This is a genomic window from Mycolicibacter icosiumassiliensis (genome assembly GCF_900078685.2).
Lineage (GTDB): Bacteria > Actinomycetota > Actinomycetes > Mycobacteriales > Mycobacteriaceae > Mycobacterium > Mycobacterium icosiumassiliensis.
Genome location: NZ_LT546166.1, coordinates 951,852 through 977,032 on the forward strand (window position 1 = coordinate 951,852; position 25,181 = coordinate 977,032).

The 25,181-nt window shown below is 66.9% G+C and carries 27 protein-coding genes and 1 pseudogene; 14 read left to right on the top strand and 14 right to left on the bottom strand.

Annotation, left to right across the window (positions count from 1 at the left end; genetic code table 11):
• Positions 1-100: 100 nt before the first annotated feature.
• From BN4346_RS49835 to BN4346_RS28225, 6 genes and pseudogenes are all read right to left on the bottom strand, one after another.
• Positions 101-529 (bottom strand): PIN-like domain-containing protein, encoded by a 429-nt coding sequence (locus BN4346_RS49835; protein WP_167666201.1) that lies wholly within the window; start codon positions 527-529, stop codon positions 101-103.
• The gene (locus BN4346_RS28205; RefSeq protein ID WP_067969024.1) at positions 529-1,209 is read right to left on the bottom strand and encodes a DUF433 domain-containing protein; all 681 of its coding nucleotides are present in this window, start codon (positions 1,207-1,209) and stop codon (positions 529-531) included. Before BN4346_RS28205 ends, BN4346_RS49835 begins: the two co-directional genes overlap by 1 nt.
• A 156-nt stretch (positions 1,210-1,365) precedes the next feature.
• A pseudogene (locus BN4346_RS28210) lies at positions 1,366-1,467 on the bottom strand (antitoxin); the annotation flags it as partial.
• Positions 1,468-1,543: 76 nt separating this feature from the next.
• Positions 1,544-1,771, bottom strand: a complete 228-nt coding sequence (locus tag BN4346_RS28215) for a ribbon-helix-helix domain-containing protein (RefSeq protein WP_067969028.1) — start codon at positions 1,769-1,771, stop codon at positions 1,544-1,546.
• The gene (locus BN4346_RS28220) at positions 1,768-2,076 is read right to left on the bottom strand and encodes a hypothetical protein (protein WP_067969032.1); all 309 of its coding nucleotides are present in this window, start codon (positions 2,074-2,076) and stop codon (positions 1,768-1,770) included. The genes BN4346_RS28215 and BN4346_RS28220 overlap by 4 nt, the downstream gene beginning before the upstream one ends.
• An 18-nt stretch (positions 2,077-2,094) precedes the next feature.
• On the bottom strand, positions 2,095-3,390 hold the full coding sequence (locus BN4346_RS28225) for an NAD(P)/FAD-dependent oxidoreductase (RefSeq protein ID WP_167666202.1): 1,296 nt from the start codon (positions 3,388-3,390) through the stop codon (positions 2,095-2,097).
• Between the two features lie 91 nt (positions 3,391-3,481).
• On the opposite strand from BN4346_RS28225, the gene BN4346_RS28230 reads away from it, so the two are divergent.
• A complete protein-coding gene (locus BN4346_RS28230) occupies positions 3,482-4,090 on the top strand; it encodes a TetR/AcrR family transcriptional regulator (protein WP_167666203.1) in 609 nt (202 codons plus the stop codon).
• 34 nt (positions 4,091-4,124) lie between these two features.
• On the opposite strand, the gene BN4346_RS28235 is transcribed toward BN4346_RS28230, so the two are convergent.
• From BN4346_RS28235 to BN4346_RS28255, 5 genes are all read right to left on the bottom strand, one after another.
• Complete coding sequence (locus BN4346_RS28235; RefSeq protein WP_078058494.1) at positions 4,125-4,988, bottom strand: amidase family protein; 864 nt, start codon at positions 4,986-4,988, stop codon at positions 4,125-4,127.
• A gap of 92 nt (positions 4,989-5,080) precedes the next feature.
• Complete coding sequence (locus BN4346_RS28240) at positions 5,081-6,448, bottom strand: FAD-binding oxidoreductase (protein WP_067969043.1); 1,368 nt, start codon at positions 6,446-6,448, stop codon at positions 5,081-5,083.
• A 29-nt stretch (positions 6,449-6,477) separates the two neighbouring features.
• Positions 6,478-9,009, bottom strand: coding sequence for an FtsX-like permease family protein (locus BN4346_RS28245; protein ID WP_067969046.1), 2,532 nt, complete (start codon positions 9,007-9,009; stop codon positions 6,478-6,480).
• Positions 8,991-9,788, bottom strand: a complete 798-nt coding sequence (locus BN4346_RS28250; RefSeq protein ID WP_235653544.1) for an ABC transporter ATP-binding protein — start codon at positions 9,786-9,788, stop codon at positions 8,991-8,993. Before BN4346_RS28250 ends, BN4346_RS28245 begins: the two co-directional genes overlap by 19 nt.
• A 300-nt stretch (positions 9,789-10,088) precedes the next feature.
• Positions 10,089-10,883, bottom strand: a complete 795-nt coding sequence (locus tag BN4346_RS28255; RefSeq protein WP_067969051.1) for a hypothetical protein — start codon at positions 10,881-10,883, stop codon at positions 10,089-10,091.
• A gap of 71 nt (positions 10,884-10,954) precedes the next feature.
• On the opposite strand from BN4346_RS28255, the gene BN4346_RS28260 reads away from it, so the two are divergent.
• The 9 genes from BN4346_RS28260 (at position 10,955) to BN4346_RS28300 (ending at position 18,524) form a co-directional block, all read left to right on the top strand.
• Positions 10,955-11,950, top strand: a complete 996-nt coding sequence (locus tag BN4346_RS28260; RefSeq protein ID WP_067969054.1) for a Ppx/GppA phosphatase family protein — start codon at positions 10,955-10,957, stop codon at positions 11,948-11,950.
• On the top strand, positions 11,947-12,957 hold the full coding sequence (locus BN4346_RS28265) for a hypothetical protein (protein WP_067969057.1): 1,011 nt from the start codon (positions 11,947-11,949) through the stop codon (positions 12,955-12,957). The genes BN4346_RS28260 and BN4346_RS28265 overlap by 4 nt, the downstream gene beginning before the upstream one ends.
• 17 nt (positions 12,958-12,974) lie before the next feature.
• Complete coding sequence (locus tag BN4346_RS28270; protein ID WP_067969060.1) at positions 12,975-13,817, top strand: sugar phosphate isomerase/epimerase family protein; 843 nt, start codon at positions 12,975-12,977, stop codon at positions 13,815-13,817.
• Positions 13,818-13,850: 33 nt separating this feature from the next.
• On the top strand, positions 13,851-14,681 hold the full coding sequence (locus BN4346_RS28275) for a thioesterase family protein (RefSeq protein WP_067969061.1): 831 nt from the start codon (positions 13,851-13,853) through the stop codon (positions 14,679-14,681).
• 119 nt (positions 14,682-14,800) lie between these two features.
• Entirely contained in the window at positions 14,801-15,661 is an 861-nt protein-coding gene (proC, locus tag BN4346_RS28280; RefSeq protein ID WP_067969065.1) for a pyrroline-5-carboxylate reductase, read from the top strand.
• Positions 15,662-15,800: 139 nt separating this feature from the next.
• The gene (locus BN4346_RS28285) at positions 15,801-16,010 is read left to right on the top strand and encodes a helix-turn-helix domain-containing protein (protein WP_024442553.1); all 210 of its coding nucleotides are present in this window, start codon (positions 15,801-15,803) and stop codon (positions 16,008-16,010) included.
• A gap of 182 nt (positions 16,011-16,192) precedes the next feature.
• Positions 16,193-16,294, top strand: coding sequence for a 30S ribosomal protein bS22 (locus BN4346_RS28290; RefSeq protein WP_003402602.1), 102 nt, complete (start codon positions 16,193-16,195; stop codon positions 16,292-16,294).
• 81 nt (positions 16,295-16,375) lie between these two features.
• Positions 16,376-17,491, top strand: a complete 1,116-nt coding sequence (locus BN4346_RS28295) for an SDR family oxidoreductase (RefSeq protein ID WP_067969067.1) — start codon at positions 16,376-16,378, stop codon at positions 17,489-17,491.
• A 4-nt stretch (positions 17,492-17,495) separates the two neighbouring features.
• A complete protein-coding gene (locus BN4346_RS28300; protein ID WP_067969069.1) occupies positions 17,496-18,524 on the top strand; it encodes a lysophospholipid acyltransferase family protein in 1,029 nt (342 codons plus the stop codon).
• 89 nt (positions 18,525-18,613) lie between these two features.
• Here BN4346_RS28300 and BN4346_RS28305 read toward each other — a convergent pair whose 3' ends face one another.
• Genes BN4346_RS28305 through BN4346_RS28315 form a run of 3 tightly spaced genes read right to left on the bottom strand, consistent with a single transcriptional unit; the run spans position 18,614 to position 20,613 of the window.
• Positions 18,614-19,141 (bottom strand): FAS1-like dehydratase domain-containing protein, encoded by a 528-nt coding sequence (locus BN4346_RS28305; RefSeq protein ID WP_067969070.1) that lies wholly within the window; start codon positions 19,139-19,141, stop codon positions 18,614-18,616.
• A 6-nt stretch (positions 19,142-19,147) separates the two neighbouring features.
• The gene (locus BN4346_RS28310) at positions 19,148-20,101 is read right to left on the bottom strand and encodes an HAD family hydrolase (protein ID WP_078058471.1); all 954 of its coding nucleotides are present in this window, start codon (positions 20,099-20,101) and stop codon (positions 19,148-19,150) included.
• Between the two features lie 56 nt (positions 20,102-20,157).
• Positions 20,158-20,613, bottom strand: coding sequence for a nuclear transport factor 2 family protein (locus BN4346_RS28315; protein WP_067969073.1), 456 nt, complete (start codon positions 20,611-20,613; stop codon positions 20,158-20,160).
• Between the two features lie 146 nt (positions 20,614-20,759).
• On the opposite strand from BN4346_RS28315, the gene BN4346_RS28320 reads away from it, so the two are divergent.
• The 4 genes from BN4346_RS28320 to BN4346_RS28335 all read left to right on the top strand — a co-directional run bounded on the left by BN4346_RS28320 (position 20,760) and on the right by BN4346_RS28335 (position 25,177).
• Positions 20,760-21,035: a glutaredoxin family protein gene (locus BN4346_RS28320; protein ID WP_067969077.1), complete on the top strand. Its 276-nt coding sequence runs from the start codon at positions 20,760-20,762 to the stop codon at positions 21,033-21,035.
• Between the two features lie 62 nt (positions 21,036-21,097).
• The gene (locus tag BN4346_RS28325; protein WP_067969079.1) at positions 21,098-22,477 is read left to right on the top strand and encodes a glutamyl-tRNA reductase; all 1,380 of its coding nucleotides are present in this window, start codon (positions 21,098-21,100) and stop codon (positions 22,475-22,477) included.
• Positions 22,478-22,482: 5 nt separating this feature from the next.
• On the top strand, positions 22,483-23,418 hold the full coding sequence (hemC, locus tag BN4346_RS28330; RefSeq protein WP_067969082.1) for a hydroxymethylbilane synthase: 936 nt from the start codon (positions 22,483-22,485) through the stop codon (positions 23,416-23,418).
• Positions 23,419-23,461: 43 nt separating this feature from the next.
• The gene (locus BN4346_RS28335) at positions 23,462-25,177 is read left to right on the top strand and encodes a bifunctional uroporphyrinogen-III C-methyltransferase/uroporphyrinogen-III synthase (protein WP_067969085.1); all 1,716 of its coding nucleotides are present in this window, start codon (positions 23,462-23,464) and stop codon (positions 25,175-25,177) included.
• Positions 25,178-25,181 lie beyond the last annotated feature (4 nt).

The following is a 25,181-nucleotide window of genomic DNA, read 5'->3' on the forward strand; positions in this document are numbered from 1 at the left end:
GGTGTTGGCGTAGGCCTTCTCCAACACCGGATGCGAGGGCACGTGCCGGCCGCGACTGGGTGGCGTCACGCCCCGGGCCCGGCTCTGTCTGGCCAGTGCTTCAAACCCCGGGGTTGGGTCGCAGCTGCAACGGTCTTACGCCTGACGGGCTCATCGCCACGGCCCATGGACCAGGGCCACGCTTGACGATCTCCCGCCTCAAGCGCTCCTCGTGTTGGAGGAAAATCTCCACCTGCTGCTCTGGACCGAGGTCCTGTTTGGCTCCAATCCATACGGAGCGGACACCGTGTTCGTGATAGGCGCGCAGTTCAGCAGGACGCGACCTGATGCGCCGGTCTCGGCTGAGCACGATGAACCCGAGGGCACCGACTACCGGGAGCCAATCCTGATCGTCGGTGCCGCGTGGGACCTCCGGCAGTTCCTCGTGTCCGGGGTACCGGATATCTTCGCGTCCGCGGCGTTGCAAGAGTTTGCCTAGTCCGAGGGTGTTCTCGTCGGTGAAGTACACCGGCGCAAACCCCTGGGCCATCAGGCAGTGCGCTCGCTACCTGCGATCAATTCGAAGCGGATGGCTTCATCGACCTGCTCGAGCGCAAGGTCGTAGAGGTCCGCGAGTGCGTCGCGACTGGTGCCAGCCCGGTAGTCCTCAGCAAGCGATTCAGTCTTCACACCATGGATCGCGGGTTGACCGAATGCCCTACGCGGGTCCATCACGACCTCCGGGGTGCGGACATCAGGCTTCATGTGGGCCACCACGTCGTCGGTGTATCCGACTGCCGATTGGAATTGCTCAGCCGGGAGCGCCAACACCAGTTGCCCATTGCGAACCACCACGAGCTGAAGCGGGCGCTCAAGGCCGACCCGGTCCTGCACCATCCGGACAAGTTCGCGTCCTTCAACATCGAGAAACGGGCGGGCATGAGCCAGCGGGTAGCGCCCGAACTCGCTGCGGAGCGCGACGATAGCCGGACGGAGTCGCTGGACAGGGACATCCCGACTGCGGTACTCGGCCAGTAGCCGAGACTCAACCATCTCGCCCCAGGTCACCGAGTCCGAGCCCGTCGGTTCCTCTCGGAGCACCGGGTCGTAGAACTTGCCGCCGCGGGTGTAACCCTCCAGCCAGCGCCTCGCAGTGCCGGCATGCAAGCCGACAAGGCGATCCACGTCCGGATATGAGTAGATCGCCCGATCAAGCAGCGAGTGGGTCATGCGGTCAATGTTGGCACGGGCCAGGTTCTCGAGCTAGTCAGTTTGCGCTCATCGACGCACGCGGGACCACGGAGTGGTCGGAACGTGCTGCCGGTACAGCGGCGCCAAACAGTCGGGGCCAGAGCGGGACGCCGTTATGGACGCGCAGCCTGCGCGTCACGCGAACCGGCTGCGGATCCGCTTGTCGAAGTCGTCAACCGTCGACCAATGTGTTTCGTCCGTGTCATCGGCCCGCGCTTCGACGAGCGCTTGGTTATCTAAGACAGCCGACATCGGCATCGCAGCATTCGGAGAAGCAGGACTGGTCACAAGCCGGAAATTCGTCGGGCTGAACTCAGTTCGCCAGTTCGTGCTCCACTGCCCGGCGAATCCACGCCGATATCGAGCGGTCATCGTCCTCGGCGGCTTTGCGGACACGCTCCAGCAACTCGGGCGGAAGGCGGACCGGGATAGGAACGGACATGCGTCCGCGCCGACGGATCGGCGGCCCCTGCGGTTCCTGGTTTTCCGGCCGTGCGTAGAACTCGTATTCCTGATCGGGGGTCATGTCAGCGTTGGTCATCGGTCTTTCCTGTATTGGTCGGCAAGATGTTGGGAGGCGACGTAGCACCCAATCGGGCGGCACTTGCGGATGTCCCCGGTTCGGGACGGCGCAACGGGCACGACGAGAACCTTGCCTGCGACTTCGGCACACATCAGCCAATGCGCGGGTGGATTGGCCGGATAAAACAGCGGATCGGATACCCACACGTCGAATACGTCGTCGATACCGAGGTGAGGGTGCTTGAACAAGTATGCGGCCTGGGTGTCTATCTCGAACGGGTCGTGGTCATCGAGTTGTTCTGGGTCCAGTAGGCGGTCACCCACGGTGTGAGTGTAGTCGCTTCAACTACAACCGTCTACCGTGCGAATTCGTGTCCTATCCCAGCTGGTGGACGAGCTGTTTGCCGACGTTCCTAGGCGCCGACGCAGCCGGCGGCGGGAGCGGCGGGTCCATCGAACCGCGCGTTGCGACACAGAAGCCCGGAGGCTGTCGCCACTGGCGGGGAGCGGATGTGCGTTGGCGGTCCAGACGGGTTTGACGATCGCCGCAACAGCGGCGTAGAAGGACTGCGGGTCAACGGTTTTCGTATCACGGAGTTGGGCGCGCAGCAACGTGCCGTGCCGGGCGGCCATCGTCATGCCTTGGCCGTTAATGGGGTCCAGGCTGCACAGCGCGTCCCCGAGGGCCAGGAGGCCTTTCGGGTGGCGGGTCAGGCGGTCGTAGCGTCGCCACACGCCTCCGGGATACCGGTACGTCGACACCGCAGTCAGGGGCTGCCCGCGGTGCAGAGCCGGCAGGATATGTGGCGGTATGAAGTCCTGCGCCAAGGCGAACATATCAGCGAAATCGGTTGGCGCATAAGCCAGATCGTTGACTCGGCTGGAAATCGTCAATGTCCAGGTATCGTTCTCACAAGCCACCAGGCCGCCGCGTTGTGACCTCCCTTCGGGTAGGACCAGAATCATGCGTTCCAGAAAGTCGTCCTGCTCGGGGATGGTGATCTGTTGGCTGTGGTAGATGCCGTCAGCAGCGAACGTCTGCTCCGGGGGCTGGGGGTAGCCGAGCCGCTCCAGCAGCATGGGTGTGCGGGTGGCGCGGCCGGTGGCGTCGACGATCAGTTCGGCATGCAGAGTCTCGGTGCGTCCCGAGGCGCGGACGCTGACCGTCACGCCGGTGACGTGATTGGGCTGCGTGGCGATGAGTTCGTCGACGTCACGACCATCGAAGAACGTCACATTTGGCAGGGCTGAGACCCGTTGGCGCAGGTGAAACTCCAGAAACGGCCGGCTGGCCTGGTAGGTGACCAGGGCTGCCGGGTCCGCGGCCGGGTCGGTGCGGTTAAAGGCGTAGGGGCCTATTCGGCTGTAGATACGGCGCATGTCGGCGTCGTCGAGGATCAGAGCTCCAGCCTCGGTGAGGTCGGCGAGAAACCCGGGGAGTAACTCCTCCATGATCTGCGAGCCGCGACTGAGCAGACTGTGCAGATGACGCCCCTGTGGTATTCCGCGTCGATGAACGGGATTGTCGGGCAACCGGTCTCGCTCCAATACCGTCACTGACGTGAACTGCTCGGCGAGCACTGCTGCGGCAACGAGGCCGGCGATACCCGCGCCGAGAACAACAGCGTGATCGTTCACTTCAGAGCTCCTGAATCGCATATTTGACTCTTGGTCGTTCATTGACTGTCAGTCGGTAGATAGTCATTGGTTGATGAGTATCATCGGGATGGTGAGCGACGTCAAGGTCAACCGGCGCGAGAGATACGCCGCGCTGACGTGTGAAGCTGTGCTCGCCGCAGCCAAGACGCTGTTCGTCTCAAAGGGGTTCGACGCAACCTCTGTCGACGAGATCGCCGAACTGGCGCAGGCCAGCAAAGGGACGGTCTATCACCATTTCCAGGACAAACAAGCGATCTTCGCCGAGCTTTTCCGCGCCAGCCAGGAAGCGGTTACGGCCAAGGTCATCGAGGCGATGCCGGCAGAGTCGGAAGAGCCCTGGGAAAAAGTGCAGACCGCGATCCGCTTGTTTCTCCACGGCTACATCGCCGACGGCGATGCCAGTGCACTTCTTCGGCAGGTGGTCAGCGTCTTAGGCTGGGACCGCGTACGGGAACTCAACGAGCAGCAGACCCTACCGTTATTACGTGCAACCCTAGAGAGCCTCGTAGCCAACGGATACGCCCGCCCGGTTCCGGTTGAGGCCACCGTCGAAATCTTCTTCGGTATGTTCTACAACGCCGTGTTGTTCATCATCGACGCGGACGACCCCGACACCGCATCGAACGAGGTCGAGACGGTCATTCTGTGTGCGCTTGAGGGGCTCAAGCCCGCAAAGTAAGCGACGTCTTACCCGGCATGACCGGCAGCCGGTGTCAGCCCACCTGCGACAGCAGAGCTTCGGTCGGCGGCCGGAGCTGCGCCCAGGGCTGCACCGACTCGATCTGCGCCGCCAGCGAAATCAGGGTGGCTTCGTCGTTGGCCCGCGCCACCAGGTGCACCGCCTCGGGTATGCCGTCGGCACTGAGTCCGACCGGGACCGAGACGGCCGGCTGACCGCTGTAGCACTGGGGGAAGGTGAACGGGATGAACTTGAGCATCCGCAGCATGGCCCGGGTCGGTCCGAGGCCCTCGAAGTAGCCCACCCGAACCGGCGGGATCGCCAGCCCCGGGGTCATCAGGATGTCGAGGCCCGGCCCGCCGCTGCCACTGCCGGTGGCGCCGGGCACCATGCCGGCGGCGACCGCCGCGGCCGAGCCGCCGCTGGAGCCGCCCGGGGTCCGGTACAGATCCCATGGGTTGCGGGTCACTCCCCAGGTCGCCGATTCGCTCACGGGATAGGCGCCAAATTCCGAGAGATGCGTCTTGCCGATGATCACCGCGCCCGCAGCCCGGAGCCGCCGTACGGCGGCGCTGTCGGCGCTTGCGGGGCCGGCGTCAATTCCGGTGCCACACATAGAGGAAACGCCTGCCACGTCGGTATCGTCCTTGACCGCGATCGGCACACCGGCCAGCGGCAGTGTTTCTCCGGCAGCCAGCCGCTGCTCGACGTGTGCTGCCTCAGCCATCGCCTGGTCGCCCATCACGGTGCGGAAGACGTTCAAAACCGGGTCAAGCCGGGCGATTCGATCCAGATATAGGGTCGCCAGCTCGCGCGGCGATACCTCACGCGCGTGCACCAACTGCGCCAAGCGCGCGACTCCGGCGAAGGCCAAGTCATCATCGTGCGCGCCTGACATCATTGCGTCCTTTCCTCGCGGACAACAATACCTACGGTGCGCTGGCGTAAAAGTGTGTCCGCGTTGGCGACACACTGAGAACTACGGGGCGCTTAGCTCCCCGTTGCGGGCTCGATGTTGTGGTTCAGGGTGAACCGGTTGGCCGGATCGAGGCGTGCCTTGAGTTCGGCAAGACGTTGGTAGCCGGCGTCACCGAATGTCGCGCGAATGCGGTCTTGCCCTTCGTCGCCGACGAAGTTCAGATAGGCACTTGCCGGTCCCAGCGGCCGCAGAATCTCGAAGGCCTGCCCGGCCCACGCCGTGCAGCGCGCGCTGTCGGCGGGGTCGGTCCACGTCGCCATCAGATGAATGATGTAGGGGTGCTGGCGGGCGACGACAGCCGTCGACTCTTCCGGAACCCGGCTGGCATACCCGCCGAGCCGGATCAGGTGCAGCCGGGTCTGTGCCGAGGGACGCGACCGCCCCAGCAGGGCGATGCGCCGGATCGCCTCGTCGGTGAGTTCGGTGACGAACAGCGACTTCCAGTAGTTCAGCCAGCCGTAGGGCGCCGTGTAGTCCAGGGCCTGCTGCCAGGTCGAGTAGTCCAGCTTGTGCTGCACGGCCACCACCGGCTTGGCCGCCACGCCTCGAACGTTGAGCAGCGCGCTGACGTCTTCGCTGCCGGTCTGATCGGTCCGCGTCGAGCAGGCCAGCACATTGACCAGCGACTGGCCCGTGGTGAGGTCGGTGGAGAAGTCCAGGATGGACGCCAGGGTGTCGGGTGCGTTGTCCATCTGGGCGCGGAAGTGCCGCAGGGCTGCCTCGGCGTCGGTGTCCGGGTAGGACTGCACGCCGGCCACCACACCGTCGATCGGGTGCAGGCGCAGCACGAACTGCGCCACGACGCCGAAGTTGCCGCCCCCGCCGCGCAGGCCCCACAGCACGTCGGCGTTCTCGGTCTCGCTGACCGTCATCACCTCGCCGGATGCGGTCACCAGTGTGGCGCCGATCAGGTTGTCGCAGGTCATGCCGTGGGCGCGGGAGAGCCACCCAATTCCGCCGCCGAGTGAAAAGCCCCCGACGCCCGTCGTCGAGACCACCCCGCCGGGGCAGGCCAGGCCGTGGCGGCTGGTGACCGGGTCCACGTCGCCCCAGGTGGCGCCGGCGTCCACGTAGGCGATCCGCGCCTGCGCGTCGACTCGCACTCCGCGCATCTGCGTCAGGTCGATGACGATGCCGCCATCGGTGGCGGAGTGGCCGGCGACGCTGTGACCGCCGCTGCGTACCGCAATCTGGGCACCGGAGTCCACGGCATAGCGCACAGCGGCGACGATGTCGTCCTGCGAGCGGCACTGCAGGACCACCCGCGGCCGCTTGTCGATCAAACCGTTGAAGACCTGGCGCACCTCGTCGTAGCGGGCATCGCCGGGGTAGACGGCTTCGCCGGTGAAGCCCGGCACGGTGGGGGTGGTGGCTGTCATCGGATCCTTAACGGGTCAGCGCGGCGAGCTCACTCGTCGCGGAGTTCGGTCGCCGGAGTGGACCGAGTGCTCTTCCAGGCGGGAATGATGGCCGCAAAGACTGCGGCGACGGTGGCCAGCACGGCATAGACCACCGCGTCGGTCCAGGGGAACACCAGCGGGGTGACCAGGCCGACGTTGACGACGGCTGCCCGTCGCACGGCCTCGGAGATAGCGATCGCGAGCACCGCGCCGAACAGTCCGCCGGCCGCGCCGGCGACGACGGCCTCAATGGTGGTGATGCTGAATACGCGCAGGCGGGTGGCGCCCAGCGCCTGGATCAGCGCGACCTCGCGCCTGCGGCGGATACCGACCAGCAGCAGCGTCGACAGCACCGAGATGAAGGCGATCGCGAGCAGGCCGTACTTCAGGGTGTTCAGCGGCGTGAGATAACGGCCGATGGAGGCCGCGATGTCGGAGGCGTAGCCGTCGGTGTCCACCGCGGTCAGCGGCTGGTCGAACTGCGCGGCCTTGATGTTCTCGATGACCTGACCGGCGGTGAATCCGGACGCGGGGGTGGCGAAGATCAGGCCGGCGGGCTGGGGGCCGTAGATCTGCTCGGCGATCGCATAGGGCATGTAGATCCGACGTCCACCGTATTCGGGCGTGGCCACGATGGTGCCGATGCCCATCGCTTGCGCATCGAGTCCACTTCCAAATACAAGAGTGTCACCGATGTGGAGATTTTTCTCGCGGGCCAGGACGCTACCGATCACGACCTGATTGGCTTTCTGGCTGGCCTCCGGGGATTGCCCCGCGAGTAATCCGAACGGAAATGTCGGCCGATCTTGCGCCTGAATATGCGCTAACGACCCGTCTTTGAGGCTGATCTCGATTTCAGCCATCCGCTCGGTCTTTTCCACCCCGGCCACCGAGTTCAGTTTGTTGACCGTCTGCGGAGCGAATCGGGCATCAATGGGCCCGTAATCGGCGAACTGCGTCGTGGTGATGGCAATGCGGCCGTCCGCTTGCGATTCGGCGACCTTGGTGGCGCCGATGTGGATCGCCACCAGGAATCCGGACAGCAGGATCGCGACCACGACGGGCACCGCGATGGCTCCCGAGATGGCCGCGGTACGTGACCGGTCCGAGCGCAGCGCGTTGAGCGCGATGGTCAGCGTCGCTCCGCTCGACTTTTCCGGCCGCGGGCGCAGGCTGGTGATCGCCTGGGCGCTCAAGTACGCCGTAGCCAGCAGGAGACCGATGAGGGCGACGACCGCGCCGACGTCGGCGATGATGGCCTGCCAGGCGACCAGCGCACCGGACAGTGTCGCCAGGCGCGCCGCGATCACGCCGCTCAGTCCGATCCCCAGCAGCAGCAGCGCCTTGAACCAGATCTTGCGCTGCGTGGTCTGTTCCTGCGCTGCCCGCCCCGACAGCTCGGCTGCGATGGGAGTGTTGGACGCCGACAGGGCGGGGCCGATCGCGGCCCCCACCGCCAGCAGGATGCCGGCCAGGACGCCGACGACCAGGATCGCCGGCTTGAGGATCACCGGAACGGTGACGCCGACGAAGCGTTCGGTCAGTTCGCTGGCGCTGGCCACGATGGGTTCGGAGATCACGATGCCGGTCAGCACGCCCATCGCCGAGCCCACCGCACCCAGCAGCCCGGCCTCGCTGAGGAATCCGGTCATGATCGACGCGGGCGAGGCCCCCAGTGCGGACGCGATCGCGATCTCGCGTCGACGCTCCTCCACCGAGAGCCGGGTGATCTGGGTGATCAGGATGACCCCGACGCCGATCGAGATCAGGGCGAAGATCCCCAGCAGGGGCAGCAGCACGTCGTTGACGTTGTAGCCCTTGGCCGGCTCGCTGCGGGGCTGCACGCTGTAGGTGGGGCCCAGGGTGGTCTTCAGTCGCTGCTGGACCTGGTTCGCGTCAGCGTCCTTGGCCAGGGTCACATACAGCATGTCCACCCGGTCGCCGCGAGCGAACTGCACTTTCGCCATGCTCAGCGGCAGCACCGCGACCAGGCCGTTGTTGACGTCGTCGAGGTCGGACACGCGCTGGAACTTCTCTAACGACAGCTGCCCGACATCGGTGACCAGGGTCGCCGAGGCGTCCAGGGAGTCGCCCAGTGTCTTCGAGATCGCCGGTGGGGGTTCGGCCTGCCCGGTCTGGCAGACCTTCGGGTCGACGATCCACTGTGCGGAGCAGTCCACGCCCAGACCCAGGCCGAAGCTCTCTTTGCCGTCGTTGCGGATCATGGTCACTCCGCGGATGACCGGCACCACGGCTGCCACCCCGGGCACCGCCCGGGAGTCTTCGACGACGGCGGGACTGATGCCGCCGCGGGTAGCCGCCCCGACCACCCGCAGAGGTGCCGGCCCGGCGATCTGGTAGCCGACGTCTTCGACGGCCTTGGAGACGCTGGTGACCTCGATCATGACGGCCACGACGACTGCGACACCGCCGCCGAGCGAGAAAGCGGCCAGTGCGGCCCTAAATGCGTGTTTACGGACGGCGCGGAAGTTGATTATCCGCAGCAGGCCGAATGTCGCGGCTAATGTTCCGCGAGCCATGTCACATTATTTGCCGCGTGAGCCATTCCGCTGTCGGTCTCAACTTCACCGTCGAGCAATGAAATCAGACGAGGAGCGTCGTCAGCGATTTTCCGGTCGTGGGTCACCAGAACAATTGTCTGGCCGGCTGCATTCAAGTTATACAACGCGTCGATAACCCGCTGACCATTTACGGTGTCGAGGTTGCCGGTCGGCTCGTCGGCCAGAATCACGTCGGGCCTCATGAAAAGCGCTCGCGCAACGGCCACGCGCTGTTGTTCGCCGCCGGACAATTCCGACGGAACGCGCTTGGACTTGGCGGCCAGGCCGACCTGGTCGAGCAGGCTCATCGCATGGGCGTGCTGGGCGCGGCCGGATTTGCCGGCCAGCAGGCCGGGGAGCATCACGTTCTCGACTACTGAGAGGCCCGCCAGAAGGTTGAAGGCTTGGAAGACGTAGCCGAGCGTCTGACATCGCACCGCAGCCAGCTGCTTGCGCGAGAGCTGGGAGACGCTCTGGCCGTTGATGAGGACATCGCCACTGGTCGGCAGGTCCAACAGGCCGAGGATGCTCAACAGGGTGGACTTGCCCGAACCGGAGGGGCCGACCATGGCAACGAATTCGCCGCGCGTTATCTGGATATCGATGTTACGCAAAATCGGGGTGGCAGTATCGCCCTCACCGAACTGTTTGTTGAGTTTACGCGCTTCCAGGACCACGGGAGGCCTAAGAACGACCGACGGCGTGTGTCCGTTCCGGTCGAGCTCCATATCCACGGTATGCATCTCGGTCCTGATCATGATTCTCCGGCGGGCGTCGTAATATAGGCGATCATGCCCGCGTTGGGCGCGTTTCTCAATTCAGTACGCACTCCGCGAAGTTGCTGCGCTACGCGGCGCTATGGGCCGATCATACCGGCGCCGGTCGCCTGCCGAAAATCGTTCGGTCGTGAACCCGACCACGCGCGGTCGTCGCGATACCTGGCCGATCCCGCCGTCAGCCGGCCTTACCGGCAGCCCGGCGCTGGCGAGAAAACGCGGTCTGGCCTGCGGCGATCAGATTGGTGAATTTTGCGGCCATCCAAGTGCACGACGATCCGGTTAGGTGGGCCGCGCGGCCCGGGTGGCGGGGTGAATGGCCACTAGGCCGAGTTCGTTACGCCGCTCGCAGATGGCCGCCAGTTCGGCATAGGCCTTTGCGCCCAGCAACTCGGTCAGTTCGGGCGCCAGACTCTGCCAGACCTGTCGGGCGCCGACGTGGGCCGCCGGGTCGCCGGTGCAGTACCAATTCAGGTCTTCGCCGCCCGGGCCCCAGCCGCGCCGATCGAATTCGGTGATCGTGGTCTTGAGGATCTCGCTGTCGTCGGGTCGGGTGACCCAATCCTGGGTGCGCCGGATCGGTAGCTGCCAGCACACCTCGGGCTTCATCGTCAGGGGTTCCACGCCGAGGCGAACGGCCTTGATGTGCAGGGCGCAGCCCGCACCGCCGGCGAATCCCGGCCGGTTCAGGAAGATGCAGGCGCCCTTGACGGTGCGGGTGCGCAGTTGTTGCTCACCGTCGTTCTCGTCGTATTCCAGGTAACCCTTGCGGCCCAGACCCTTCTCGCGCAGCTGCCAGTCGGCGTCGGTGAGTTGGGCGACCGCGTCATCGAGGTTGGCCCGGTCGTCGTCGTCACACAGGAAGGCGCCGTGAGAACAGCACCCGTCGTCCGCGCGGCCGGCCACGATGCCCTGGCAGGCGGAAGTGCCGAAAACACAGGTCCAGCGGGACAGCAGCCACGTGAGGTCGGCGGCGATCAGGTGTTCGGGGTTGTCGGGGTCGTAGAACTCCACCCATTCGCGAGGGAAGTCCAGATCGACCTCGCCGGGATGGGAGCGGCGCTGCGCGGGGGTCACGAAACTCCACGCTAGACCAGAAATTCGCGTTGCCTCACCATGTCCGGGCCTGGCACCACTAAGTTGGGTGCGTGCGATTAGGGGTGCTCGACGTCGGCAGCAATACCGTCCACCTGTTGGTGGTCGATGCCCACCGGGGTGGTCACCCGACTCCGATGAGCTCGACCAAGGCCACGCTGCGCCTGGCCGAGGCGACTGACAGCTCCGGCAAGATCACCCGGCGCGGGGCCGACAAGTTGGTGTCCACGGTGGGCGAATTCGCCACGATCGCAGCGAGTTCGGGCTGTGCGGAGTTGGTGGCGTTCGCCACCTCGGCGGTGCGTGACGCGTCCAACTCCGAGGAAGTGCTGGCCCGGGTGCGTTCGGAGGCCGGTGTCGAGTTGCAGGTGCTCGCCGGCGAGGACGAATCCCGGCTGACGTTCCTGGCAGTGCGGCGCTGGTTCGGCTGGAGTGCCGGGCGGATCAACAATCTCGATATCGGTGGCGGCTCGCTGGAGATGTCCAGCGGTGTCGACGAGGAGCCGGACGTCGCGCTATCCCTGCCGTTGGGTGCCGGACGGCTCACTCGGGAGTGGCTGACCGAAGACCCGCCCGGCCGGCGCCGGGTGGCCATGCTGCGGGACTGGCTGGACACCGAGTTGGCCGGTGCCGCTGCGGCCGTTTTGGACGCCGGGCCGCCCGATCTGGCGGTCGCGAGCTCCAAAACGTTTCGTTCGCTGGCGCGGCTGACCGGAGCGGCCCCGTCGGCCGCCGGGCCGCGCGTCCGACGCACATTGACCGCCACTGGCCTTAGGCAGCTCATATCATTCATCTCTAGGATGACCACGGCTGATCGGGCCGAATTGGAAGGGGTGAGCGCCGAGCGAGCGCCGCAGATCGTGGCGGGTGCTCTAGTGGCGGAAGCGAGCATGCGAGCGCTGTCAATCGAAACGGTGGAGATTTGCCCGTGGGCGCTGCGGGAGGGCTTGATCCTGCGCAGACTCGACAGTGAAGCCGACGGTGTCACCCTGTTCGGATCCCCAGCGGCGGACATGGCCGCGGCGCGGTCAAAGGGAGGGCACCGATGAGTGGATCCAAGCCTGACCCCCGCGACGTCGAGACGCGACCCATCTCGGTTGCCGAACTACTCGCCAAGAACGGCACCATCGGTTCCCCGCCGGTCACCGGGCGACGCCGGCGCCGGCGCGGCAATGCCGACGCCGTCACCGTCGCTGAACTGACCGGGGAGATCCCGATCATCCGCGACGAAGCTCCTCCCGAACCCGACGTCCCGGCCCCGCCGTCGGTAAGTGCCGACAGTGAGCCAAGTGGTGCGCTGCCTATCGGCCCGGCGCCCGGCTTCATCGAGGAGGACCGGCCTGCGACCGGGCCGCGTCCCGTGCAGCGGGTCGAGCCCGCCAAGCGGCCGGTACCCGAGCCGCGCTGGCCCAAGTCTCCACCGCCGGCACCACGTGACAGCGGGCCCGAGCAAAGTGCCTACCCCCGTCCGATGCGTCGGTCCGAGCCGCCCGTCGCAGAGAACGGTCAGCCGGCCGAAACGCGGTCGACGGGCTCGGGTGCCGAACGGATGCGTCCGGATCCGGTTGATATCTATACCGATATCGCCGTCGACGTCATGGAGGCCGACGTTCGCGACGTCGACCTGCCGACCGGGGATTCCGCATTCGTGCGGTCATTCCTGACCAAGGGTCGATCCGCCGGACGTGCGGGCGGGTCAGCCCTGGTTGCCGACGCTGGCGCCGATGCGGAGATTGCCGGCGCCGACAGTGCTGAGGCGGCCGCCGACGCCGAGCCGGCCGACCAGTACGTCGGCCACCCAGGTGTGGTGGGCGGCTTGCTGGTGGTGCTGCAGTCGATCCTGGCGGTGGCGTTCGGTGGCGGCTTGTTCATCGTTTTCGACCAGCTGTGGCGGTGGAACAGCATCGTGGCCCTGGTACTCACGGTCCTGGTCACACTCGGTCTGGTGGCTGCTGTGCAGGCAGTCCGTAAGACCGTCGACATCGTCAGTACGTTGATCGCAGTCGCGGTCGGTTTGCTGGTTACCTTGGGGCCGCTGGCGTTGCACGCCAATTAGCCGTTCACTATTACTTCGTGCGCCCTGCCATCAAGGTCGGATTGTCGACTGCTTCGGTCTACCCGCTGCGGGCCGAGGCTGCTTTCGAGTACGCGGCCCGGCTCGGCTACGACGGCGTCGAACTGATGGTGTGGGGGGAGTCGGTCAGCCAGGACGTCGGTGCTGTCCGGCGGTTGTCGCGCAAGTACCGGGTGCCGGTGCTGTCGGTACACGCACCGTGTCTGTTGATCTCGCAGCGGGTGTGGGGCTCCAACCCGATCTCCAAGCTGGAGCGCAGCGTCCGGACCGCGGAGCAGCTGGAGGCCCAGACCGTGGTGGTGCATCCGCCGTTTCGCTGGCAACGGCGCTACGCCGAGGGTTTCAGCGATCAAGTCGCCGAATTGGAGGCCGCCAGCGATGTGGCGGTAGCGGTGGAGAACATGTTCCCGTTCCGCGCCGACCGGTTCTTCGGCGCCGATCAGTCCCGCGAGCGGATGCGTCGCCGCGGAGGCGGTCCGGGAGCGGGAATTTCGGCGTTCGCACCGTCCCACGACCCACTCGACGGCAACCATGCGCACTACACCTTGGACCTGTCGCACACCGCGACCGCCGGTACCGACGGCTTGGAGATGGCTCGCCGGATGGGCTCGGGGCTGACACACCTGCACTTGTGTGACGGCACCGGGCTGCCGGCCGATGAGCATCTGGTGCCTGGCCGCGGTGACCAGCCCACCGCCGAGGTGTGCCAGTTGCTGGCTTCCAGCGACTTCACCGGTCATGTGGTGCTGGAAGTGACCACCTCGCAGGCGCGTTCGCCCCATGAGCGCGAGGCACTGCTGACCGAATCGCTGCAGTTCGCCCGGACGCATCTGCTGCGCTGACCGCCCGATCGCTGAGACGCAAGGAGCCCACGCGTGACCTCATCCACGCTGTTCACCGACGCCATGGCCCTGGCACGTATCGACGGTGACGATGACGTCGCGTCGTTTGCCGGTGAACTCAACGAGCATTGGACCATCGGCCCGAAGGTGCACGGTGGGGCCATGCTGGCGTTGTGCGCCAACGCCGCCCGCTTGGCGTGTGGCGCCCCTTCGGATGCGCTACAGCCGGTCGCGGTGTCCGCCAGCTACCTGTGGGCACCCGACCCCGGCCCGATGCAGCTGGTCACCAGGATCCGCAAGCGTGGCCGCCGGGTCAGCCTGGTCGACGTCGAACTCAACCAGGGCGAGCGCACCGCGGTGCGCGCCGTCATTACCCTCAGTGAGCCAGAACACCACGCGCCGCCACTGCTGTCGTTCAACCCGGTGGTGCCGCTGATGACGCCGGAGCCTCCGCCCGGCTTGGAGCCGATCGGTCCGGGCCACCCGATGGAACACATCGTGCACCTGGCCCACGGCTGCGACATCCGGCCGGCGCTGACCACGCTCGGCCCGCGCTCGGATGGCGGTCCGCCGGTGATCGAGATGTGGGTTCGGCCCAAAGGCGCTGCACCCGACGTGCTGTTTGCGCTGCTGTGTGGCGATGTGTCGGCGCCGGTGACTTTCGCCGTCAACCGCAACGGCTGGGCGCCCACCGTGCAGCTCACCGCCTATCTGAGGGCCATCCCGGCCGACGGCTGGCTGCGGGTGATCTGCAGCTGCGTGCAGATCGGCCAGGACTGGTTCGACGAGGACCACACCGTGGTCGACTGCGAGGGCCGAATCGTGGTGCAGTCCCGCCAGCTGGCGATGGTGCCGGTGCAGTAGCGGGCGACCCGCTGCGCCCGGCTGGCGCCGCGCTTGCGATCGCCCGGTGCAGTAGCGGGCGACCCGCCTGCGCACCGGGCTTCGCCGCACTGGCGCGGTGGGTCTGAAATGCTGTCGCCATGACCAGAATCGCGATCATCGGTGGCGGCAACATGGGCGAAGCGTTGCTGGCGGGGCTGCTGGCTGCCGGCCACCCGGTCAAGGACCTGGTGGTCGCCGAGCGGTATGGCGAGCGGGCCCGGCAGCTGTCCGAGAAGTACTCGGTCCTGGTGACCTCGGTCGCCGACGCGATCGAGAACGCCTCCGTGGTGATCGTCGCGGTGAAGCCGCAGGATGTCGACGCTGTGGTCGAGGAGTTCGCCAAGAGCGTCACCGCCGCGTCCGAGGACAGTGCCGAGCAGGTGCTGGTCACGATCGTGGCTGGTCTCACCACCGGATACGTGGAATCCAAGCTCCCCGCCGGCGCTGCGGTGGTGCGCGTGATGCCCAACACCCCGGTCAAGGTCGGCGCCGGCGCCAGCGCACTGGCAAAGGGCCGCTTTCCCAGCAACGAACAGGTCAGCGAGGTCGCTGCGCTGTTCGAGTGCGTCGGGACGGTGGCGATCGTTCCGGAAGAACAGATGGACGCGGTCACCGCGGTATCGGGATCGGGGCCGGCTTACTTCTTCTTGGTGGTCGAGGCGCTGGTGGACGCCGGGGTTGCGGCCGGCTTGAGCCGGCAGGCGGCCACCGACTTGGCGGTGCAGACGATGGCCGGCTCGGCGCAGATGCTGCTGGAGGGGCGCGCTGAGGGCGAGGGGGCGCCGAATGGGGGCATCGACACCGCCCCGACCCACCTGAGAGCAATGGTGACTTCGCCTGGGGGGACCACTGCGGCCGCGCTGCGTGAATTGGAGGCCGGTGGCCTGCGGACCTCGATCGATCGGGCGGTGCAGGCCGCAAAAACACGCTCTGAGCAGCTAAAAATTACATCAGAGTAGTTCACTTATTTTTCACATATTGGCTCTCACTAGTCGCAGGAACCCCATCTGTCCCGCTATTCTCCTCTATGTCTGTGCGTGTGGGCGCAGCGGAGGGGAAGCCGCTGAGACTGCACGTGCCTGATTGAAATGGGTAACGATGACGTCTGCGAACGGGCCTTCGGCGCGTGACACGACACAATTTCTCACCGTGGCCGAGGTGGCTGCTTTGATGCGGGTCAGCAAGATGACGGTGTACCGCCTGGTGCACAACGGCGAGCTACCCGCGGTACGAGTGGGACGGTCTTTCCGGGTGCACGCCAAGGCGGTGCACGACCTGCTGGAGACCTCCTTCTTCGACGCGGGCTAAAGAGCCGGTCGACAGGTAAGCGCCCCCCGGGCGTCGCCGTACGGCGACGCCCGGGGTCGGCTGTCTGGTGACCGGTCAGGTGCGGTTTTCCGGTCCGTGCCTGCCTACGGGTAAAGTAACCGGGTCGATCAAGTTCAGCAGCGCCCACTCGTCGGCGCGGGCAGAAGCAGATAGCGGAGTTCATGGGTTCAGTCATCAAGAAGCGGCGCAAGCGCATGTCGAAGAAGAAGCACCGCAAGCTGCTTCGCCGTACCCGCGTGCAGCGCAGAAAACTCGGTAAGTAACTCCACCCAGGCCCGTCCAGGTCCCCGCGCCGCGGCCGATCGCCGGTACTGCTTTTCCGGCGCGGCCGTTAGGCTGACGGGGTGGACGAGGCCGGACCCCCGAGCGACGGCACGCGCAGTGACGCCCGGCATTACCCCAAGGTTGTGTTGGTCACCGGTGCGTGCCGGTTTCTGGGTGGATTTCTCACCGCAAGGCTCACGCAGAACCCGTTGATCAACCGGGTGATTGCCGTGGACGCGGTCATGCCGAGCAAGGACATGCTGCGCCGGATGGGGCGCGCCGAGTTTGTCCGCGCCGACATCCGTAACCCCTTTATCGCCAAGGTGATTCGAAACAGCGAAGTTGACACCGTCGTGCACGCGGCGGCGGCGTCGTACGTGCCAAGGTCCGGCGGTGGAGCGGCGCTCAAAGAGTTCAACGTGATGGGCGCGATGCAGTTGTTCGCCGCCTGCCAGAAGGCGCCTTCGGTGCGGCGGGTGGTGCTCAAGTCGACCTCGGAGGTCTACGGGTCGTGCTCGCGTGACCCGGTGTTGTTCTCCGAGGACAGCACCAGTCGCCGTCCTCCGACGCAGGGGTTCCCCCGCGACAGCATTGACATCGAGGGCTATGCCCGCGGGTTGGGTCGTCGCCGGCCCGACATCGCGGTCACCATCCTGCGGATGGCCAACATGATCGGCCCGGCGATGGACACCGCGCTGTCGCGCTACCTCGCCGGCCCGCTGGTCCCGATGGTGGTGGGCCGAGACGCGCGGCTGCAGCTGCTGCACGAGCAGGACGCGCTGGGTGCCCTGGAACGGGCCACCATGGCCGGCAAGGCCGGCACCTTCAACATCGGTGCCGACGGGATCATCATGATGTCGCAGGCGATCCGCAGGTCAGGCCGCATTCCGGTGCCGCTGCCGGGCGTTGGGCTGTGGGTCATGGATTCGCTGCGCCGGGCCAACAACTACACCGAGATCAACCGGGAACAGCTAAATTATCTGAGCTTTGGTCGGGTGATGGACACGGCTAGAATGCGAACCGAACTCGGGTACAACGCCAAGTGGACCACCGCCGAGGCTTTCGACGACTACGTGCGGGGCCGGGGGCTGAACCCGATCGTCGATCCCAAGTGGGTCCGTTCGGTGGAGCGGAGAACAGTGAGCGCAGCGCAGCGCCTGGGGGATATCAGCTTCAATAGGGTGCGGGGAGGTTAGCGCTATGGCTGATGATTCGAGGGCAAAAGTCATTCCGCTGCACAAACACTCGAGTTCTTTGCGTAGGCATCCGTCGACGCTGGCCGGTCCGACCGAACAGGCCTCGGCCAAGCAGGCGGCCGCCGTCGTGCGTGAACTCGGCGAGCGTCGCGGCACCGTGGGGGCCATCGGTGCCGCCGCTCCCACCCCGAGCGAATTCACCCGCCGGGTGAGCGCGGTCGCCGCGTTCCTGCGGGAGCGGATCACCGGGGACTACCAGGTCGACGAATTCGGCTTCGACCCGCACTTCAACGAGGCTGTGGTGCTGCCGTTGCTGCGGGTGTTCTTCAACGACTGGTTCCGAGTCGAGGTCAGCGGCATCGAGAACCTGCCGATCGATGGGCCCGCGCTGGTCGTGGCCAACCATGCCGGGGTGTTGCCGATGGACGCGCTGATGCTCTCGGTGGCGGTGCGCGACCATCACCCCGAACAGCGGAACCTGCGGATGCTCGCCGCCGACCTGGTATTCGACCTGCCGATGATCGGTCCGACCGCCCGCAAGGCCGGCCACACCATGGCGTGCACCTCCGACGCCAACCGGTTGCTGGAGGCCGGTGAGCTGACCGCAGTATTCCCGGAGGGCTACAAGGGCCTGGGTAAGCGGTTCAAGGACCGCTACAAGCTGCAGCGGTTCGGTCGCGGCGGCTTCGTCTCGGCGGCACTGCGCACCAAGGCGCCGATCGTACCGTGCTCCATCGTCGGCTCCGAGGAGATCTACCCGATGATCGCCGACGTCAAGCTGTTGGCCCGGTTGCTCGGCGTGCCCTATTTCCCGATCACGCCGCTGTTTCCGCTGGCCGGTCCCGCCGGCCTGGTGCCGATGCCGTCGAAGTGGCATATCGCCTTCGGCGAACCGATTGCGACCACCGACTACGAGGCCGGCGCCGCTGACGACCCGATGGTCACCTTCGAGCTCACCGATCAGGTGCGCGAGACCATTCAGCAGACGCTGTACCGGCTGCTCGCCGGCCGCCGCAACATGTTCTTCGGCTGAGCTGCCCCGCTCTTCTCCGCGAGTGGGCGTGTTTGCACACGACATGTCGCGCGGGCGTCCAACTGCGCACGCTCGCCGGAATGGCGGGCCTACTTCTTGCCCAGTGCCCGATCGCGCATCGCCTCGAGGGCGGCGATGGTCTTGGCCTCGGTGTCGGCGTCCTGGTTGACCGACTCGCCGAGCATGGTGACCACGCTGGTCACCACCGGCTCGCCCTTCTCGTCGGTGACCTCGCTCCGGACCTCACTGACCACCGTGCCGTGCGACTCGATCACCGAGTCCAGGTAGGTGTCGAAGTACAGCTTGTCACCGGCCACGATCGGCCGGTGGAAGGTGAACTTCTGGTCGCGGTGCAGCACCCGGGCGATGTTGATCGGGAGGTCGAACTTCTCGAAGATCTCCAGCTGCACCTGTCGGCCGGCGACCGCCAGAAACGTCAGCGATGCCACCAGCCCCGGATGCCCGGCTTCGGCGGCAGCGGCCTCGTCGAAATGGGCCGGGTGGTCGTCCTTGACGGAGCGGGCGAACTCCCGGATCTTCTCCCGGCCGACCTCGAAGTAGTCCGGGAACCGGTAGTGGGCTCCGATCATCCGCTGCGACTCGGTGTGTACTGACATGCCGGTTTACCCCTCCGCTCGCCGTGGTGCTCGGCGGCGGAAGCCTATCAGCGAGCAGGTCAGCCGCGCTCGTTCCGGTGCGCCACGGCGCTTGATGCGGTCGACGACGGCCCCCAGTGCCAGCGCCGACGGCACGCCGATCCGCGCCGCGCGCCGTGCGGTACGGAAGTCGCGGATCTCCCAGCCCCGCTTACGGGCAGTCTCCCGCAACGCGGCGTCGGGGTTGATCGCCACCGCGGTGCCGACCAGCGAGAGCATCGGCACGTCGTTGAAGCTGTCGGAGTAGGCCGTGCAACGCCGCAGGTTCAGCCCCTCACGGATCGCCAGTGACCGCACCGCGTGGGCCTTGCCGGGCCCGTGCAGGATCTCGCCGACCAGCCGGCCGGTGAACACCCCGTCGACCGACTCCGCGACGGTGCCCAGCGCGCCGGTCAACCCGAGCCGACGAGCGATGGTCTCGGCCAGCTCATAGGGGGTCGCGGTGACCAACCACACCTGCTGGCCGGCGTCGAGGTGCATCTGGGCCAACTCGCGGGTGCCGGGCCAGATCTTGTCGGAGATGATCTCGTCGTAGATCTCCTCGCCCAGATCGACCAACTCGGAGACCGGCCGGCCTTCGATGAACGCCAGCGCTTTGCGCCGGCCGGCCGCGACGTCGTCGCTGTTCTCCTTGCCGGTCAGCTGAAATTTGGCCTGGGCGTAGACGAACCCGATGACATCGCGATAGGTGAAGTAGTTTCGGGCGGCCAGCCCACGGCCGAAGTGCACCATCGAGGAGCCCTGGACCAGGGTGTTGTCGACGTCGAAGAACGCGGCGGCGGTCAGGTCGACGGGCGCGGGAGTGTCGGCGTCGCCCCTATCGTCACCCATATCGGCGAGTGCCCGCTCGGCGCTGGCGTCGTCGGACAGCGATGTCACATCGGCTGCCGATGCCCGGTCGGACGGGCCCGGTGATGCCATCACCCGACTCCTTCCACGTCTGGGCGGTAGGGCCGGTGCTCCGGCCGCCATCAACCCTATCCGGCTGCCGGGCCGATGACCCCCAGGTGATCGCGTAGATCACCTTTGAGGTCGAACATCGAGTAGTCGCGGAAACTGAACCGCCAGACGTCGTCGACCCGCTCGAACGTGTCGTGATAGCGGCCGGCGGCGATCACCTGCAGCGCCACCGCATCGGTCTGCTGCAGCACCGTGTAATAGGACCGGCAGGAAGCGGTCCCGGCGACCTCGTCGATGTCGAGGATCGGGTTGGTGATCACGTGCTTGGTGCGCGGCGTGCCGTCGGCGTGGATGGTGACGAGCCCGCGCCACAGCTGCAGGATGCCGGCGTTGTCCAGGATGACCGTGCCCTCGGGGTCGACCTTGATTCGGGCGTGGGTAAACAGCGCCGCGGCGCCGTCCAGGTCGCCGGAGTCCATCAACTCCGCATAGCGGTACAGCATGTTCGTGATCGACACGGCGCTGGAATTCATGGCTTGCTCTGTCCGCCCGGGGGGTGAAGGGAATGCCGGCTCGTGGCCGGTCACACCGTAATTCAATTCGCAGTGCGACGTCGCGACAATCCAGCGAACCCGGCGGCCTCGGCCCGGGCCGGCGATACCCCTGCAACACTGGAGGCATGACCCGCCACCAGGTACAGCTGCTCACTCGGGAGGGCTGCCCGGTCTGTGTGCAGGTGCACGACCAGCTGACCGCGCTGGCGGCCGAACTCGCGTTCGATCTGCACACGGTCGACGTCGACGCCGCTGCCGCAGCCGGTGACACCGGCCCGCGCGCCGAGTTCGGCGACCGGTTGCCGGTGGTGCTCCTGGACGGACGAGAGCACAGCTACTGGGAGGTTGACGAGCCCCGGCTACGTGCTGATTTGGCCGAATTTGGTAGGCCAGCGCTTTAGCCTTTACCGTGGAGAGAAGTTCTGTTCACAGGTGAGCAAGGAGCGGGCCAGGTGATGTTGCCGTGAGTGTCCTGCTCTTCGGGGTCTCGCACCGCAGCGCCCCCGTATCAGTGCTCGAGCAGCTCAGCACCGCTGAATCCGATCAGGTCAAGATCGTCGAGCAGGTGCTGCAATCGCCGCTGGTCACCGAGGCGATGATCCTGTCGACCTGCAACCGGGTTGAGATCTATGCCGTCGTCGAGGCCTTCCACGCCGGGTTGTCGGCGATCGGGCAGGTGCTCTCCGAACATTCCGGCATGTCGATGGCCGACCTGACCAAATACGCCTACGTCCGCTACAGCGAGGCCGCCGTCGAGCACTTGTTCTCGGTGGCCAGCGGCCTGGACTCCGCGGTCGTGGGCGAACAGCAGGTGCTGGGCCAGGTGCGTCGCTCCTACGCCTCCGCGGAGGCCAACGGCAGTGTCGGCCGGGTGCTGCACGAACTGGCGCAGCGCGCGTTGTCGGTGGGCAAGCGGGTGCACTCCGAAACCGGAATCGACGCCGCCGGCGCGTCGGTGGTCTCGGTCGCCCTGGGCATCGCCGCCCAGCAGTTGGGTGACGACGCACTGCAGGGCCGGACCGCAGTGGTGATCGGCGCCGGGTCGATGGGCGCGCTGTCCGCGGCCCACCTGGTGCGCGCCGGCGTCGAACACATCCACGTGATCAACCGTTCGCTGCCGCGTGCTCAACGATTGACCCGCAAGATCCGCGAGAGCGGTGTCACGGCCGACGCCGTCGCCCTGGACCGGATGGCTGGCGCCCTGGCCAGCGCTGACATCGTGATGTCCTCCACCGGAGCGGTCAGCCCGGTGGTGTCGCTGGCCGACGTGCACCACGCGCTGGCCGGGGGCAACCGAGATGAGGCGACCCAACCACTGGTGATCTGCGACCTGGGCATGCCGCGCGACGTCGACGCCGCGGTCGCCGGATTGCCCGGGGTGCGGGTCATCGACATGGACCGAATCCAGCGCGAGCCGTCGGCGCAGGTCGCCACCTCCGACACCGAGGCCGCCCGCAGCATCGTCGCCCGCGAGGTCGCCACCTACCTGGCCGGGCAGCGGATGGCCGAGGTCACCCCGACCGTGACCGCGCTGCGCCAGCGTGCCGCCGACGTGGTCACCGCCGAGTTGATGCGGCTGGATCACCGGCTACCGGACCTGGAGGCCGACCAGCGCGAGGAGGTGGCGCGCACCGTGCGCCGCGTCGTCGACAAGCTGCTGCACGCCCCCACCGTGCGGGTCAAACAGCTGGCCAGCTCGCCGGGCGGCGACAGCTACGCCGAAGCGCTGCGCGAGCTGTTCGAGCTTGACCCGACCGCCGTGGACGCGGTCGCGACCGCCGGTGAACTACCAGTAGTGCCGGGAGGACTTGATGTCGGCGCCGAAACCGGGTCGGCCGGGTAGACGTTTTGGGTGAAGTAATCCGCATCGGTACCCGGGGCAGCTTGTTGGCCACCACCCAGGCCGGGACCATTCGCGATGCCTTGGTGGCTGCCGGACACCCCGCTGAGCTGGTCGTGATCAGCACCGCCGGGGATGTCACGTCCGGGCCGATCGCCGACATCGGCGTGGGGGTGTTCACTGCTGCGCTGCGCGAGGCCATCCTCGACGGCCGAGTCGATGCCGCCGTGCACTCGCACAAGGACCTGCCGACCGCTGCCGACTCCCGGTTCACCCTCGCGGCGAATCCGCCCCGTGAGGACGCGCGGGACGCGCTGGTGGCGCGTGACGGATTGGTCCTGGGTGAGTTGCCGGCGGGCGCCATAGTGGGCACGTCGTCGCCGCGACGGGCGGCACAGCTTAGAGCACTGGGTCTCGGTTTGGAAATTCGCCCCCTACGAGGCAACCTAGATAGCAGGTTGAACAGGGTAAGCAGCGGCGAACTCGACGCCATCGTGGTAGCCCGGGCGGGTCTGGCCCGGCTGGGACGCCTCGACGCGGTCACCGAGACGTTGGAACCGGTACAGATGTTGCCGGCTCCGGCCCAAGGGGCACTGGCGGTGGAGTGCCGAGCCGGTGATACGGCATTGGCGGCGCTGCTGGCGGAGTTGGACGACGCCGACACCCGCCTGGCGGTTACCGCCGAGCGGACCCTGCTCGCCGAACTGGAGGCGGGTTGTTCCGCACCGGTGGGCGCGATCGCCGAAGTGGTCGAGTCCATCGATGAGGACGGCCGGGTCTTCGAGGAGCTGTCGCTGCGCGCCTGCGTAGCGGCGCTGGACGGGTCCGACGTGATCCGCGCGTCCGGCATCGGCAGTCCGGACCGAGCCCGGGAACTGGGCGTGTCGGTCGCAACGGAACTGTTCGAGTTGGGTGCGCGCGAGCTGATGGCGGACGCACGGTGAAAACGTGCGTCGGAAGTGAGTGAGAAGTGACGGGGAGTACGGAATGGCTCGCCAAGTGAGCGTGCGAGGGCAGAAGCCCAAGCCGGGCCGCATTGTTTTCGTCGGCTCGGGTCCGGGTGACCCGGGCCTGCTGACGACGCGGGCGCGGACGGCTCTGACCAACGCCGCGCTGGTGTTTATCGACCCCGACGTGCCCGAGGCGGTGCTGGCGCTGGTCGGCATGGACCTGCCTCCGATCGCCGGTCCCGTGCCTCCGGCTCCCAAGGCGGACAAGGCCAGTGACGATGTGGCCGACGGCACCGCCGCCGACGATGATGCTGCCGACGAGGCCGCCGCGACTGTTCCGGGCGGACCCGATATCCGTCCGGCGCTCGGCGAGCCGGCCGAGGTGGCCAAGATCCTGGCGGCTGAGGCGCGCTCGGGCACCGACGTGGTGCGACTGGTTGCCGGTGACCCGCTGTCGATCGACGCGGTCATCACCGAGGTAAGTGCGGTGGCTCGCACCAACATTGCGTTCGAGATCGTGCCGGGCCTGCCCGCCACGAGCGCGGTGCCCACCTACGCCGGCCTGCCGCTCGGCTCGTCGCACACGGTGGCCGATGTCCGTGACCCTCAGGTGGATTGGGGCGCTCTGGCTGCCGCTCCGGGTCCGCTGATCTTGCAGGCCACCACCTCGCACTTGCCGGAGGCGGCCCGCACCCTGATCGAGTACGGCCTGTCGGACAGCACGCCGTGCGTGGTCACGACTTCGGGCACCACCTGCGCGCAGCGCTCGATCGAGTCCAGCCTGGGCGGTTTGACGGAGGCTTCGGCGCTGGCCAGCATCGACCCGGTCATCCTGCCCAATGGCCAGGAGACCTCGGCAGGGCCGTTGGTGGTGACCATCGGCAAGACGGTGAGCAACCGGGCCAAGCTGAACTGGTGGGAGAGCCGCGCACTGTACGGCTGGACGGTTCTGGTGCCGCGCACCAAGGATCAGGCCGGGGAGATGAGCGACCGGCTGATCGGGCACGGCGCCTCACCGATCGAGGTTCCGACCATCGCCGTCGAGCCGCCGCGGAGCCCGGCCCAGATGGAAAGGGCCGTCAAGGGTTTGGTGGACGGCCGCTACCAGTGGGTGGTGTTCACCTCGACCAATGCGGTGCGCGCCGTGTGGGAGAAGTTCGCCGAGTTCGGTCTCGATGCTCGGGCGTTCTCCGGGGTGAAGATCGCCTGCGTGGGCGAGGCCACCGCAGAACGCGTCCGGGCGTTCGGGATCAGCCCCGAACTGGTGCCGTCCGGCGAGCAGTCCTCCCTGGGTCTGCTGGACGAGTTCCCGCCCTACGACGATGTTTTCGACCCGGTGAACCGAGTGCTGCTGCCGCGTGCGGACATCGCCACCGAGACGCTGGCCGAAGGGCTGCGGGAGCGGGGTTGGGAGATCGAGGATGTCACCGCCTACCGCACCGTGCGGGCCGCTCCGCCGCCGGCGACCATCCGCGAGATGATCAAGACCGGCGGGTTCGACGCGGTGTGTTTCACCTCGAGCTCGACGGTGCGCAACCTGGTCGGCATCGCCGGCAAGCCGCACGCTCGGACCCTGGTGGCCTGCATCGGTCCCAAGACCGCCGAGACGGCAGCCGAATTCGGGCTGCGGGTGGACGTTCAGCCGGAGACCGCAGCGGTGGGTCCGCTGGTGGATGCGCTGGCCGAGCACGCTGCGCGACTGCGGGCCGAGGGTGCGTTGCCGCCGCCGCGTAAGAAGAGCCGCAGGCGCTAGCGGT

Coding starts and splice junctions, on each gene's coding strand:
- BN4346_RS28205 (WP_067969024.1), bottom strand. CDS start 1,209: ATGACCCACTCGCTGCTTGATCGGGCGATCTACTCATATCCGGACGTG.
- BN4346_RS28300 (WP_067969069.1), top strand. CDS start 17,496: ATGGCTGATGATTCGAGGGCAAAAGTCATTCCGCTGCACAAACACTCG.
- BN4346_RS28235 (WP_078058494.1), bottom strand. CDS start 4,988: ATGTCAGGCGCGCACGATGATGACTTGGCCTTCGCCGGAGTCGCGCGC.
- BN4346_RS28320 (WP_067969077.1), top strand. CDS start 20,760: ATGACCCGCCACCAGGTACAGCTGCTCACTCGGGAGGGCTGCCCGGTC.
- BN4346_RS28285 (WP_024442553.1), top strand. CDS start 15,801: ATGACGTCTGCGAACGGGCCTTCGGCGCGTGACACGACACAATTTCTC.
- BN4346_RS28215 (WP_067969028.1), bottom strand. CDS start 1,771: ATGACCAACGCTGACATGACCCCCGATCAGGAATACGAGTTCTACGCA.
- BN4346_RS28250 (WP_235653544.1), bottom strand. CDS start 9,788: ATGATCAGGACCGAGATGCATACCGTGGATATGGAGCTCGACCGGAAC.
- BN4346_RS28310 (WP_078058471.1), bottom strand. CDS start 20,101: ATGGCATCACCGGGCCCGTCCGACCGGGCATCGGCAGCCGATGTGACA.
- BN4346_RS28305 (WP_067969070.1), bottom strand. CDS start 19,141: ATGTCAGTACACACCGAGTCGCAGCGGATGATCGGAGCCCACTACCGG.
- BN4346_RS28245 (WP_067969046.1), bottom strand. CDS start 9,009: ATGGCTCGCGGAACATTAGCCGCGACATTCGGCCTGCTGCGGATAATC.
- proC (WP_067969065.1), top strand. CDS start 14,801: ATGACCAGAATCGCGATCATCGGTGGCGGCAACATGGGCGAAGCGTTG.
- BN4346_RS28290 (WP_003402602.1), top strand. CDS start 16,193: ATGGGTTCAGTCATCAAGAAGCGGCGCAAGCGCATGTCGAAGAAGAAG.
- BN4346_RS49835 (WP_167666201.1), bottom strand. CDS start 529: ATGGCCCAGGGGTTTGCGCCGGTGTACTTCACCGACGAGAACACCCTC.
- BN4346_RS28335 (WP_067969085.1), top strand. CDS start 23,462: ATGGCTCGCCAAGTGAGCGTGCGAGGGCAGAAGCCCAAGCCGGGCCGC.
- BN4346_RS28315 (WP_067969073.1), bottom strand. CDS start 20,613: ATGAATTCCAGCGCCGTGTCGATCACGAACATGCTGTACCGCTATGCG.
- BN4346_RS28265 (WP_067969057.1), top strand. CDS start 11,947: ATGAGTGGATCCAAGCCTGACCCCCGCGACGTCGAGACGCGACCCATC.
- BN4346_RS28240 (WP_067969043.1), bottom strand. CDS start 6,448: ATGACAGCCACCACCCCCACCGTGCCGGGCTTCACCGGCGAAGCCGTC.